Genomic DNA, 12,465 nt, shown 5'->3' with positions numbered 1-12,465 from the left:
TCAGCCGGTGTTGTCGGCGTAGTTCACCGTGACGTTCTTGAAGCCCAGCGACTGCAGCAGGCCGACCAGCATCGCCTTGGTGTTGCGCTCGGCGTCGGCGACCAGCGTGCTCTTCGCGGCCGCGCCCTCGATCTGCTTCTGCGCGAGCTGGTACAGCGCCTGCTGCGAGTTCGGGTTGCCGCTGAGGAAGTCGTTGATCCGGGTGAACAGTCCCTGCTGCTGCGCGTAGACGTAGGACTCCTTGGTGTCCAGGGTCGCCGGCTCGAGCCGGGCGTGCGCCAAGGTGAGCGTGGCGGACAGGCGGTCGTCGGAAACCTTGACCGCGTCGCCCTTCAGGCCCGAGAAGTCGACGTAGGCGTTGTCCGTGCCGACGCCGATGAACAGCGTGTCGCTGCCGGAGAGGAAGCTGGGCAGGATCGAGCTGGTCTTGATGTCGACGACGACCTGGAACGACCCGCTGGCCGCCTCGTAGCGCGACAGCTCGACGATCGACTGCAGCAGCACCGGACCCGAGCGCTCCTCGGTCTTCTCGGCGAACGGGTTGCGCAGCTGGGGTAACAGGTGCACCGCCGACGCGACGAGTACTGCCACGGCCAAAAGCACCACTGCCGCCGCGATCGCGACGAGTCGCTTGCCCCATGCGCCCATGGCGGGAAGGTTACCCACTCCGCTGCGCGGTCAAGCGCGGGCGGCGGTACCGTGATCCGCCTACGTGGTCGGATCTCCGCAGAGGGGAAGCTTCGTGCGCAAGTCCGTGTGGCTGTGGGTCCTGCTGGTCGTCCTCGCCATCCTGGTGCTCGGATTGATCTTCGGCGGCTATCGCAAGGGCGAGAAGATCGGCGCGCCCCTGGGCGATCAGTCGACGTCCATCGCGTTCGGGTCCTTCTTCGCCGCCCAGTAGTCGGCGATGTCCTTGTCCGTGATGTTCTTGAGCGACGGCGGGTCGAGGTCGCCGCGGTCGAGGGCGGCCCACTCGTCGGCCGTCGGGTTCTTGTAGAAACCGCCGTAGCCCGGCCATTCGCCGGTGCGCGCCGCGTCGCGCGCGCCGTGCATCTCGGCCGCGTCCCACTTGTCGATCGGCTTCGTGGTCACGTGCCCGGTGCCGTCGACCGTGTGCCCGCCCGCCGGGACGGCCTGGCCCGTCTGCGGGTTGTACCGCATGCCCTCGCCGCTGGAGTGCATGTCGTCGACCATCTTGTGGTACGAGTCGTCGGCGATGTCCATCCGCTTCCGCTCGTCGTCGTAGGTCTTCCGGCTCGGGTCGTTCGGGGCGGCGTCGGCGGCGGCGTCGCGCCGGTCCTGCTCGGCCTTCGCCGCGTCCGCTTTCTTCTCGTCGTACAGCGGGTGGTCCTTGTTGTGGACGTGGTTGGGATCGTCCCCGTGGTAGACCTTGTCGGAGAAGCTGTGCGGGTCGGGGTGACCCGCCTTCATGGTCTCCGGCGTCTGGAACCCCTGCTGGTGCCCGTAACCGAGCTGGTTGAGCTGGACCGCGGTGCTCGGGTCGTTGGCCTCGATGGCGTTGCGCTGCGCGTTCCGGTACGAACCGAGGCGGTCGTTGTACCCGAGCTTGTCGTCCTTGGTGACGTTGGGCTCGTCGCGGACGTCACCCTTGGTGAACCCGGATTCGTGGCTGCCGCTGCCCTTGCCCGTGCCCGGGTGGTACCGGTGGTTGGGGAAGTCCTCGTAGTACGCGTTGGCGTTGTTCTCCAGCGGCCCCTGCTCCTTGCGAGGCAGCTTCGTGCCGCCGTTGTCGCTGAGGATGTCGAAGCCGCCGGCGTGCTCGGACTGGTGCGTCTTCTTGCCGTTGATCGTGTAGTCGTGCTTGTCGTCGAGCCGCTTGCGCTCGGCGTCCTTGTCGCCGTAGGTGCTTTCGGGGTACTTGCGCTTGCTCGTCGACGGCCCGGAGTTCCCCCGGGCGTAGGGGTGCGCCTGGGCCTTGGCGGCCGCGGCCGCGCACGGCGTGGTCCGCGTCGGGCCGAGGCCGAGCGGGTCGGTCATGGCGGTCGGGTTGCCGACGTAGGCCAGCGAGTCCGGCGCCGGGGTCAGGCCCAGCGGGTCGTGGGACAGGAACCGCCCGGTCTCGGGGTCGTAGTAGCGGTACCGGTTGTAGTGCAGCCCGGTCTCCGGGTCGTGGTACTGGCCGGGGAACCGCAGCGGGGTGCTCGCCGTTCCGCCGGCCGAGACCCCCGGGCCCCACAACGCCGTGTGCAGGTGCCCGGCCAGCGCCCCGGTGTCGTCGACCAGCTCCGCGGGCGCCCCGACCAGGTCGGGGACGAGCGCGTGGAACCGGTCTCCGCCACTCGCGCCGAGGACGCGTTCGGTCTGGGTGAGGGGGAGCGGCGAGCCGGGCGCGTACTCCCACACCGTGGCGACCGGCGGCCGGCCCGGTCCACTGTGGACCTGTTCGGCCGGCACCTGCCCGTCCCACGCGAACTCGACCTGCTCGGCGACCGCGCCGCTCGCGTCCAGGCGCTGCTTGGCGATCCGGCGGCCGAACGGGTCGTAGCGGTAGCGCCACGTCGTGCCGTCCGGCGTGCGCACGCCGAGCAGCCGGTTTTCCGCGCTCCACTCGTAGGTCCAGCGCTGCCCGCCGCGCTCGCGGGTGACGACGCGGCCTTCCCCGTCGTGGCCGTAGGCGGTGGGGCCCGCGGCGGTGAGCAGGGTGCCGGTGTAGGCGCGAGGCCCGCTGGCCTGGGGCGCGCCGAGCCAGCCGGCTCCGGTGACCGCGCCGGTCACGTCGTAGTCGTAGGTCTCCTGCCACCGCGGGCCGCGCACGGACCGGACCCGGCCGACGGCGTCGACGTCGAGGGTGCGCTGCCCGGAGATCAGGTCGTTTACCCCGGCGAGGTAGCCGTCGGGCAGGTAGCCGTATTCGCGCCGCTGCAGGGTTTCCGGGCCCCGGAGGACCGTCTGCGCCGCCAGCTGCCCGGTGGGCGTCCAGTCCTGGCGCAGCTCCGCGACCGGTCCGGCGCCGCCGTACAGGCCGCGCACGGTTTCCCGGCCCGCGGCGTCGTAGCCGAACCGCAGCGTGCGCCCGGCGGTGGCCAGCACGGTCGGGCGGGCGGCGGGGTCGTACCCGACCACCGACTCGGCGCCCGAGGGCGTCCGGCGGCCGACGCGGCGGCCGAGTGCGTCGAACCGCGAGTGCACGACCCGGCCGTTGATCGACTCGGACAGCACGCGGCCGAGCTTGTCGTAGGTGAAGCGGACCTCGCTGTGCGCGTTGGCCGCCGACAGCATCCGGTCGGCCTCGTCGTAGGTGAACACGGCGACCTCGTCGGCGCTGCTGCGCCGCACGACCCGGCCCACGCTGTCGCGCTCGAGGGTGATGGTCTGCCCGGCGCCGTTGGTGCGGAGCACGAGCCGTCCCACGGGGTCGTAGCCGTAGCGCAGGACGCGTCCGTTGTAGTCGGTCTCGCCGACCTTCCGGCCGGCGGCGTCGTACTCGTAGCGCCACACCAGGCCGCGCTCGTTGGTGACCGAGGTGAGCCGCAGTTCGGTGTCGTAGCCGTACTTCAGCGTGCCGCCGTCCGGGGCCCGCTCGCTGACCGCGACGTCGAACTGCGCGTATTCGATGCGGCTGACGCCCCCGCGCGCGTCCGTGCGCTCCTCGAAGTTGCCACGCGCCGTCGAAGCGAACCGTTCGATCGCGCCGTCGGCGTCGCGCGCTTGCACGACGCTGCCGGCGGCGTCGCGGACCACGGTGCTGGTGTTGCCCGCCGGGTCGGTCTCGCTGGTGATGTTGCCGAGCGCGTCGTAGCCGTAGCGCCACACGGCGCCGTCCGGCTCGGTGACGAGCAGCGGGAGCCCGGCGGCGTTGGCCTGGATCCGGGTGACCCCGCCGAGGGCGTCGGTCACCGAGTCCACGGTGCCGGTGAAGGGGTCGTAGGTGTAGGCGGTGACTGCGCCGGCCGGGTCGACGGTGCGGGCGAGGCTGCCGCGCCGGTCGTATTCGTAGCGCCACACGCCGCCGTCCGGGCCGGTCACCGCGACGGGCCGGTGCCGCTCGTCGTAGCCGTAGACCACGCGGCCGCCGTCGGGCCGCGTGACCGCGACGAGGTTGCCGATCTCGTCGTAGTCCCAGCGCGTGACGTGGCCGAGCTCGTCGGTCTCGGCGACCACGCGCCCGAAGCGGTCCCGCTCGGCACTGGTGGTGTGCCCGAGCGGATCGGTCTGCCCGACCACGCGCAGCTGCTCGTCGAGCCGGTAGCGGGTGACGGCGCCGAGCGAGTTCGTGACGGTCGTGACGCCGGGCTCGTAGGCCAGCTCGGTGTTGAGGTAGTTCTCGGTGCCCTGGGCGCGCACGCAGCGGCCCTCGGCGTCGTAGCCGTAGCGGTACCAGCGGCCGTTGACGTCTTCCCAGCGCGAGAGCCGGCCGTCGGCGTCGTAGGTGAACTTCTGCGGGGTGCCGACCGCGTCGACGACCTCGGTCAGCCGGCGCGCGGAGTCGTAGGTGTACTCCGCCAGCGGCACCGGGGACCCCGCGGTGCGCAACGCCGTGACCAGGCCGTCGGCGCTGTCGATCTCGACGCGGTAGCCGCCGGAGTGCTCGATCGCGACCGGCACGCCGTCGCGGTGGCGCAGCACGATCCGGTTCCCCGCGCCGTCCACGACCGCGCGCAGCGGCAGGGTGGTGTCGCCGCGGCGGCCCGCGAAGTAGCGCATGCGGTCGGACTGCGGGTCGCCGACGATGAAGCCGTGCCGGACCCGGCGCAGCGCCAGGTACGGGCCGCTCTCCGGGACCACGGCCTCCACGCCCCGCGGGACCGGGAAGCGCAGCAGCGTGCCGTCGGCCAGCGCCAGGTGCAGCCCGTCCGGCTCCACCTCGAGCCGTTCGTCCAGCGTCGAGGCCCAGGTGGGGCCGAACAGCCGGCCGGCGCGGTAGGTCGACAGGTGCGTGCGCTCGACCACGAGCGGCAGCGCGCCGGGGAGCGAGACGTCCTCTTGCACGAGGATCACGGCGCCGGTCGCGACGTCGATCGGGTCGCCGCAGTCGGTCTTGTCCTTCGTCTGCGTGGTGTGCTCGTCCGGCTTGGAGTTGTTGTCCTTGATCCGCGACCCGTCGCCCTTGGGGTCGCCCTTCGGCGTGCCGGAGGGCGTGGTGTTCCCGTCCGGGCCCTTCGAAGCCGGCGGCGGCGTCGGGTCCGGGCTCTTCGGCGTGTCGTCGGGACCCTTCGAGGCGGGCGGCGGGTCGGTCTTCGGGGGAGCGTGGTCCCCGGACGGCGTGGTGTTGTCGCCCTTCGCGCCCGACGCGCTGGTGTTGTCGTCGCCCTTGGGCGTCGGCGGCGGGTCGGTCTTCGGCGGCGGCGCGTCCGGCCCGCCCTTGCCCTTGGGCCCGTCGAGACCCTTCGGGTTGCCCTTGATGTCGATGCTCTTCGGAGGCGGCGCGGCCTTGCCCGGCTTGATGTTTTTGAGCGCCTTGGCGGCGTCGGCGAACAGGTCGCCGGCCCGCTTGAGCAGCGGGATCAGCGCCTGCAGCGCCTTGACGAGGCGCTTGGTGATGTCGGCGATCTTCGACGCGGTCTTCGCGACGGCGCCGATGACCTGCGGGACGACCCAGGTGAGGCCGATGCCGAGGGTGAAGACGACCTGCAGGGCCCAGCTGATGAGGTGGCCGACGAGCTCGGCGATGATGTCGCGGACGAGCGCGCGGACCGCGGCGACGACCTCGCCGGCGGTCTTGACGCCGCTGGAGGCGCCTTCGCAGCCCTTCTGGGCGGTTTCCAGCAGGGTGACGGTGTCCTGCGCGCGTTGGCGGTAGGTGTCGCCGGCGTTCCCGGTCCACGACGCGGTGTCGGTCTTGACCATCCCGGTCAGGTCCTGGCCGATGCTGCCGAGCTCGGTGGCGACGTTCTTCCAGGTCTCCGACTGCGCGGCGATTTCGTCGGCGTTGCCGGTGAGTCCGTTGAGGGCTTCCTTGAGCGGGCCGACGTGTTCGATGAGCCAGCCGACGCCGGCGGCGAGGATCGCCCCGAAGGGGTCCATGGCCATCGAGAGCGCGTCCAGGGCGGTGCCGACGGCCCCCATCGCCACGGACGCCCAGTCGCCGCTTTCGATCGCGGACTTCAGGTCGTTCGCCGACTCCAGCAGGGAGATCCCCGAATACGCCGTCGTCGAATCCTTGGTTTCCGCGACCAACGGATTGCTCACGTGCTGACCTTCCCCTTCACCTGCCGAGCGACCACCACCGAAGTTAACAAGCGGTGTACGCATGATGGTCGCCAACCCCGCGGGATGCCTTTTCGACCAGCCGATCGTGCCCTCGGGCCGGTGACGTCACACCCGGGTCGCGTCAGCGGCCGAGCAGGCGGGCGCTCTCCTCCGCGCGGTGCAGCGCGGCCAGCAGCGCGGCCCGGCCCCGGTGGTCGATGTCCTCGGTGAGGGCGTCGGCCGCGGCCTCCCCGCCCCGCTGCAGCTGCTCCACCAGGTCGCGGTGGACCGCGGCCAGGCGCGCGGCGTCGAAGTCCGGCCGGACGAAGGTGAGCAGCAGCCGGACCTCGTCCTCGCACCGCTCGTAGCCCGCCAGCAGGTGCCGGTTGCCGGCGGCCGCGACGATCGAGCGGTGGATCGCGCTGTGCGCCCGCGTCAGCTCACGCCACGGCGGGTCCGGAGTCTGTCCGGCCAGCGCTTCGAGCCGGTCCACGGCGGCCAGCACCGGGCCGAGGTCGGCACCCGCCGCCAGCGCCATCCGCAGGGCACCGAGCTCCAGGACCTTGCGGAAGTCGAAGACCTCGTCGATGCGCCGCCGGCTCAAGGGCGCGACGACGGCGCCCCGGTTCCGCTCGTGGACCACCAGCCCGCGTTCGACGAGCAGCCGCAGCGCCGCGCGGATCGTGTGCCGGCCGACGTCGAAGCGCTCCGCCAGGTCCTCCTCGCGGAACCGGGTGCCGACGGGGTGCGCTCCGTCCAGCAACTCGTCTCGCAGCGCACTCGCGACCCGCTCCGGCGCGGTCTCCCCTGGATTCACGAACGTACGATACAGCGGAATATTGTGCTACAAAACGACCGGCTCCCGCGCTCCGGTGCGCTCCGCGCCGACACCGGCCGCCACGACGAACAGCACTCCCGCCGCCGCGGGGAGGTCCGGGACCTGGTGGAGCACGACCAGCCCGATCGTCAGGGCGATGGCCGGTTCCAGGCTCATCAGCGTCCCGAACGCCGAGGTGTTCAGCCGCCGCAGGGCGAGCATCTCCAGGCTGAACGGGACGACCGGCAGCAGGATCGCGAGCCCGAGGCCGATGAGCAGCAGCTCCGCCGTCACGTGCCCGAACACCTCCGGCCCGTAGGCGAGCGTCGCGACGATCCCCGCCACCGGCATCGACACCGCGAGCCCGCGCACGCCCGCCACCTCGTCGCCGACCCGTTGCGTCAGCAGGATGTAGGCCGCCCAGCAGACCGCGGACGCCAGTGCGTAGCCGACGCCGAGCAGGTCGGCGCCGCCTCGCCACGGTTCGGTCAGCAGCACGACGCCGAGTGCGGCGAGCACCGGCCACAGCTTCTTGCCGCCGTGGCCGCGCGTGACGGCCACCGTGAGCGGGCCGAGGAACTCCAGCGCGCTCGCCGTGCCGAGCGGCAGGCGGGCAACGGCCTCCATGAACAGCATGGTCATCCCCGCCGTGACCACGCCCAGCCCGCAGCAGGCCAGGAAGGTGGCCCGCCGGAACGACGACGGCCGCGGCCGGACGACGACCAGCAGCAGCACGCCGGCCCACGCCAGCCGCAGCCACGCCGCGCCCTCCGGGCCGATGCGGTCGAACAGGCCGACGGACACGGCGAGGCCGAGCTGGACGCAGAGCATGGCGGCGACCGCGAAGGCCGCACCGGTTCGGGTGGAGGACAGCACGAACCCAGCAAAACCGATCCGGACCGTTCGTGTCCACGTGTCGATCGTGGATGTACTGTTCAGGAATCATGGACACTCGACGGCTCCAGTTCCTCCTCGAGCTGTCCCGCCACGGCTCGATGCGCGCGGTGGCGGACGTGCTCGGCACCACGACGTCGACGGTCTCGCAGCAGATCGCGGTGCTGGCGAAGGAAACCGGCGCCCCGCTGCTGGAACCGGACGGCCGGCGCGTGCGGCTCACCCCCGCGGGACGCCGCCTGGCCGAGCACGCCGTGACGATCCTCGCCGCCGTCGAGGCCGCCCGGGCCGACCTCGACCCCCAGGCCGAACCGGCCGGCACCGTGCGCGTCGCCGGGTTCGCCACGGCCGTGCGGCGCTCGGTGCTGCCGGCCGCCGCCGCGCTCGCCGCCGACCACCCGCAGGTGGAGCTGCGGATCAGCGAGTACGAACCGCACGAGGCTTTCGCCGCGCTGCTGGCCGACGACATCGACCTCGCGCTGACCTACGACTACGACCTCGCCCCGGTCGTCACGGACCCCGCGATCACCGTGAGTCCACTGTGGACGGCACGGTGGGGCCTGGCCGTCCCGGCGGCCGACGCGGCCCGGGCGCGGGGCGAGAGCACCGTGGCCGTCTTCGAGGCGTTCCGCGACCACGACTGGATCGTCAACTCCCGCAACAGCGCCGACGAAGACGTGATCCGCCGGCTGGCGTCGACGGCCCGGTTCACCCCGCGCGTCACGCACCGCGCGGACAGCCTGGAACTGGTCGAGGACCTCATCGCGACCGGCCCGGCGCCCGCCGTCGGCCTGCTGCCGGCCGGCCGCGCCACGAGACCCGGGGTCACGCTGCTCCCGCTGGCGTCACCGGACGTGCGGCAGCGCGCGTTCGCCTGCACCCGGCGCGGGCGCGAGGCGTGGCCGCCGCTCGCGCTGGTGCTCGGGCTGCTGGCCCGCTGAGGCACAGGCCGCTCCCGCCGGCGCCGACGGCTGGTGGCTGAAGTACTCCGACCGGAGCACGAACCTGTGCGTCGACGGGCCGACGTCGTGTTCCGGAACGCGACCAGCCGGAAGTGCGTCACCGGCACCGGTAGCACCCGATGCCTTGCGGCGCTTCCGGAACGTCAGTTCTGACGCCGTAGCGCGGACGCCTCACCGCGGCCCAGCGCCGCGACGTGCTCGGCGAGAGCGAACGTCTCGCTGAGCGTGGCGCCCGCGTCGAGCCGGTCGATGACAGCGGTTTCGGCTCGCTTGATCGCGAGCGCGCCGTCGAGGAGGTCGCCGATCCGGTCGGGCGCCACGACGATGAGGCCTTCGCCGTCGGCCAGCACCAGGTCGCCGGGGTTCACCGTGACCCCGCCGCACGTCACCGGCACCTGCAGCTCGCCGAGCTTCGACGACGTCCCGGACAACGGGGTGACGAAGCGGCTGTACAACGGGAGTTCGCAGCCGCTGACGTAGGCCATGTCCCGGTAGCCGCCGTCCACGACGATGCCGCCGAGCTCACGGACGAGGGCGCCGCGGGCGAACAGCTCGCCGCCGAGGGCGATCTCGCGCGCGCCGCCGTCGACCACGATCACGTCGCCGGGCGCCGCCGCTTCGATGGCTTGGAGCACGCCGAGGAAGTCGTCGCGGCAGCGGACCGTGAAGGCGGGCCCGAAGATGCGCTGCCGGGCCGATCGGGGGCGGAGCGCGCTGTGCACCACCCGGGTCGTCTTGTCGACATCGCAGAGGGCGGTGGTGTCCACCGCGAGGAACTTCTGGGCGAGCTCGTCGTTCACCGGCATCGCGCGATGCTACCGGCGGCTACACCGCGAGATCCGAACGCAGCGGGTCGCCGCGCATCGCTCGCCACACCGCCGCCGGGGTCAGCGGCATGTCCGCGTGGCGGACTCCGTACGGCGCCAGCGCGTCCACCACCGCGTTGACCACCGCCGCCGGCGAGCCGACCGTCGCCGACTCGCCGATGCCCTTCGCGCCGATCGGGTGGTGGGGGGACGGCGTCACCGTCTCGCCCAGCTCCCACGACGGGCACTCCAGCGCCGTCGGCAGCAGGTAGTCCATGAACGAGCCGCCCAGGTGGTTGCCGTCCTCGTCGAACGCCACCAGCTCCATCAACGCCATCCCGATGCCGTCCGCCAGTCCTCTGTGGACCTGGCCGGCCACGATCGCCGGGTTGATGCGCACCCCGCAGTCGTCGACCGCGACGAACCGGCGGACCCGCACCTGACCCGTGTCCGCGTCGACGTCGACCACGCAAACGTAAGCGCCGAAAGGAAAAGTCAGGTTCGGCGGGCTGTACACCGTGGTCGCGTCGAGGTGCCCTTCCACGCCCTCGGGCAGCGCGAGGTCCGAATGCGCCGCCAGCGCGATCTCCCGGATCGTGTGGCCGCGGTCGGGCACCCCGCGGACGAACCAGCGCCCGCGCTCCCACTCCAGGTCGCCGGGATCGACCTCCAGCATCGCCGACGCCACCTGCCGCGCGCGCTCGCGCACCTTGCGGGCCACCGTCACCGCGGCCGCGCCGGACACCGGGGTCGAGCGGGAGCCGTACGTGCCCAGCCCGAACGGGGTCTGGTCGGTGTCGCCCTGGACGATCTCGACCTCGTCCTCGGGGATCCCCAGCTCGTGCGAGACCAGCTGGGCGAACGTCGTCTCATGGCCTTGGCCCTGGGACATGCACGACAGCCGCAGCACCGCCGAACCGGTCGGGTGCACGCGCAGCTCGGCGCCGTCGGCCATGCCGAAGCCGAGGATGTCCATGTGCTCGCGCGGGCCCGCGCCGACCGCCTCGGTGAAGAAGCTGATCCCGATGCCCATCAGCTCGCCGCGCTCCCGCCGCTCGGCCTGTTCGCGACGCAGCTCGGCGTACCCGGCCATCTCGAGCGCCAGCGACAGCGCCCGCGGGTAGTCGCCGGAGTCGTAGTTCCAGCCGGTCGCGCACGTGTACGGGAACTGCTCGGGCCGCAGCAGGTTCCGCTTCCGCAACGCGGCCGGGTCGACGTCGAGCTCGCGGGCGAGCACGTCCATCATCCGCTCGACGACGTAGACCGCTTCGGTGATCCGGAACGAGCACGCGTACGCGACCCCGCCGGGAGCCTTGTTCGTGTAGACACCGGTGACGGAACAGTGCGCCGCCGGCAGGTCGTAGGAACCGGTGAAGACGTGGAAGAACCCGGCCGGGAACTTCGACGGCTGGGCGGTGCCGTTGAACGCGCCGTGGTCGGCGAGCACCCGCACCCGCAGGCCGAGCAGCTTGCCGTCGCGGGTGGCGGCGATCTCGCCGTGCATGTGGTAGTCGCGGGCGAACGACGTGCTCATCAGGTTTTCCGACCGGTCTTCGACCCACTTCACCGGCCGCCCGGTGACCATCGCGGCGACCGCCGCGCACAGGTAGCCCGGGTAGACGACGACCTTGTTGCCGAACCCGCCGCCGATGTCCGGGGCCACGACCCGGATCCGGTGCTCGGGCAGACCGGTGATCTTCGCGTACATCAGCCGGTGCGCGTGCGGGGCCTGCGCGGTCGACCACACCGTGAGCTTCCCGCTGATGACGTCGACCTCGGCGACCGAGCCGCAGGTCTCCAGCGGGGCCGGGTGCACCCGCGGGTAGAGCATGTCCTGCCCGACGACGACGTCCGCGCGCGCGAACGCGGCGTCGGTCGCCTCGGCGTCGCCGGCGGTCCAGTCGAAGACCTGGTTGTCGGTGTGGCCCAGGTCGTCGCGGATCACCGGGGCGCCGGGGGACAGCGCGGTGCGCGCGTCGACGACCGCGGGCAGCGGCTCGTACTCCACGTCGATCAGCTCCAGCGCGTCGCGTGCGGAGTACCGGTCCTCGGCGACGACGAACGCGACCTCCTGGCCCTGGAACCGCACCTTGTCCGTGGCCAGCACGGCCTGGACGTCGTGGGAGAGCGTGGGCATCCACGCCATCCCGCGCTCGGCGAGCATCGCGCCGGTCAGCACCAGCCGGACCTTCGGGTGCGCCTCGGCCGCGCTGGTGTCGACCGACACGATCCGCGCGTGCGCGTGCGGGCTGCGCAGGACGGCGCCGTGCAGCATGCCGGGCCGGACGAGGTCGTCGACGAAGGTGCCGCGGCCGCGGACGAACCGGGCGTCCTCCTTGCGCGTCCGCGAGCCGAACCCGCCGGTCATCGCCGTCCCTCCGGGTTCTCGGCGGCCCAGCGGATGGACCGGACGATGTTCTCGTACCCGGTGCAGCGGCACAGCTGCCCCGAAATGGCTTCGCGGATGACGTCGTCGGCGGGGTCCGGGTCCCGGTCGAGCAGCCAGCGCGCGGTCATCAGCATCCCGGGGGTGCAGAACCCGCACTGGATGCCGTGGCAGGCGACGAAACCCTGCTGCACCGGGTCGAGCGCGGCGCCGTCGGCGAGGTCTTCGACGGTGCGGACCCGCTTGCCGTCGGCCATCGCGGCCAGCACCGTGCACGACTTGACCGGCACGTCGTCGAGCCACACCACGCAGACCCCGCAGTTCGAGGTGTCGCAGCCCCAGTGCGTGCCGGTGAGGCCCAGCTCGTCGCGGAGGAAGTGGACCAGCAGCAGCCGGGGCTCCACCGAACGGCGGTGCCGCTCGTCGTTGACGGTCACGGTGATCTCCACG

Annotated in this window: 9 protein-coding genes; 2 read left to right on the top strand and 7 right to left on the bottom strand. The window is 72.3% G+C overall.

The features are described from left to right. On the bottom strand, positions 1–648 hold the full coding sequence (locus ACZ7OU_RS36980) for a DUF4230 domain-containing protein (RefSeq protein WP_470242979.1): 648 nt from the start codon (positions 646–648) through the stop codon (positions 1–3). A gap of 94 nt (positions 649–742) precedes the next feature. Here ACZ7OU_RS36980 and ACZ7OU_RS36975 point away from each other — a divergent pair, with 94 nt between their 5' ends. After that, positions 743–901 (top strand): hypothetical protein, encoded by a 159-nt coding sequence (locus ACZ7OU_RS36975; protein WP_470242978.1) that lies wholly within the window; start codon positions 743–745, stop codon positions 899–901. Here the strand turns inward: ACZ7OU_RS36975 and ACZ7OU_RS36970 are convergent. The 3 genes from ACZ7OU_RS36970 to ACZ7OU_RS36960 all read right to left on the bottom strand — a co-directional run bounded on the left by ACZ7OU_RS36970 (position 856) and on the right by ACZ7OU_RS36960 (position 7,843). Beyond that, the gene (locus ACZ7OU_RS36970) at positions 856–6,150 is read right to left on the bottom strand and encodes an RHS repeat-associated core domain-containing protein (RefSeq protein ID WP_470258802.1); all 5,295 of its coding nucleotides are present in this window, start codon (positions 6,148–6,150) and stop codon (positions 856–858) included. The two genes, ACZ7OU_RS36975 and ACZ7OU_RS36970, sit on opposite strands and share 46 nt — an antisense overlap. Before the next feature lie 142 nt (positions 6,151–6,292). Continuing rightward, positions 6,293–6,967, bottom strand: coding sequence for a GntR family transcriptional regulator (locus ACZ7OU_RS36965; RefSeq protein ID WP_470258801.1), 675 nt, complete (start codon positions 6,965–6,967; stop codon positions 6,293–6,295). A gap of 27 nt (positions 6,968–6,994) precedes the next feature. Further along, positions 6,995–7,843, bottom strand: coding sequence for an EamA family transporter (locus tag ACZ7OU_RS36960; RefSeq protein WP_470258800.1), 849 nt, complete (start codon positions 7,841–7,843; stop codon positions 6,995–6,997). Positions 7,844–7,911: 68 nt separating this feature from the next. Here ACZ7OU_RS36960 and ACZ7OU_RS36955 point away from each other — a divergent pair, with 68 nt between their 5' ends. Next, positions 7,912–8,802 (top strand): LysR family transcriptional regulator, encoded by an 891-nt coding sequence (locus ACZ7OU_RS36955; RefSeq protein ID WP_470258799.1) that lies wholly within the window; start codon positions 7,912–7,914, stop codon positions 8,800–8,802. 164 nt (positions 8,803–8,966) lie between these two features. Here the strand turns inward: ACZ7OU_RS36955 and ACZ7OU_RS36950 are convergent, their stop codons facing one another. Genes ACZ7OU_RS36950 through ACZ7OU_RS36940 form a run of 3 tightly spaced genes read right to left on the bottom strand, consistent with a single transcriptional unit; the run spans position 8,967 to position 12,464 of the window. After that, a complete protein-coding gene (locus tag ACZ7OU_RS36950; protein ID WP_470258798.1) occupies positions 8,967–9,629 on the bottom strand; it encodes an RraA family protein in 663 nt (220 codons plus the stop codon). A gap of 19 nt (positions 9,630–9,648) precedes the next feature. Further along, a complete protein-coding gene (locus ACZ7OU_RS36945; protein ID WP_470258797.1) occupies positions 9,649–11,997 on the bottom strand; it encodes an aerobic carbon-monoxide dehydrogenase large subunit in 2,349 nt (782 codons plus the stop codon). Further along, the gene (locus ACZ7OU_RS36940) at positions 11,994–12,464 is read right to left on the bottom strand and encodes a (2Fe-2S)-binding protein (protein WP_470242970.1); all 471 of its coding nucleotides are present in this window, start codon (positions 12,462–12,464) and stop codon (positions 11,994–11,996) included. Before ACZ7OU_RS36940 ends, ACZ7OU_RS36945 begins: the two co-directional genes overlap by 4 nt. Between the last annotated feature and the right edge of the window lies 1 nt (position 12,465).

It is taken from the genome of Amycolatopsis sp. NPDC114505 (assembly GCF_055633615.1).
This window is presented reverse-complemented; position numbering and strand designations above follow the sequence as displayed.

Coding starts and splice junctions, on each gene's coding strand:
- ACZ7OU_RS36980 (WP_470242979.1), bottom strand. CDS start 648: ATGGGCGCATGGGGCAAGCGACTCGTCGCGATCGCGGCGGCAGTGGTG.
- ACZ7OU_RS36950 (WP_470258798.1), bottom strand. CDS start 9,629: ATGCCGGTGAACGACGAGCTCGCCCAGAAGTTCCTCGCGGTGGACACC.
- ACZ7OU_RS36955 (WP_470258799.1), top strand. CDS start 7,912: ATGGACACTCGACGGCTCCAGTTCCTCCTCGAGCTGTCCCGCCACGGC.
- ACZ7OU_RS36945 (WP_470258797.1), bottom strand. CDS start 11,997: ATGACCGGCGGGTTCGGCTCGCGGACGCGCAAGGAGGACGCCCGGTTC.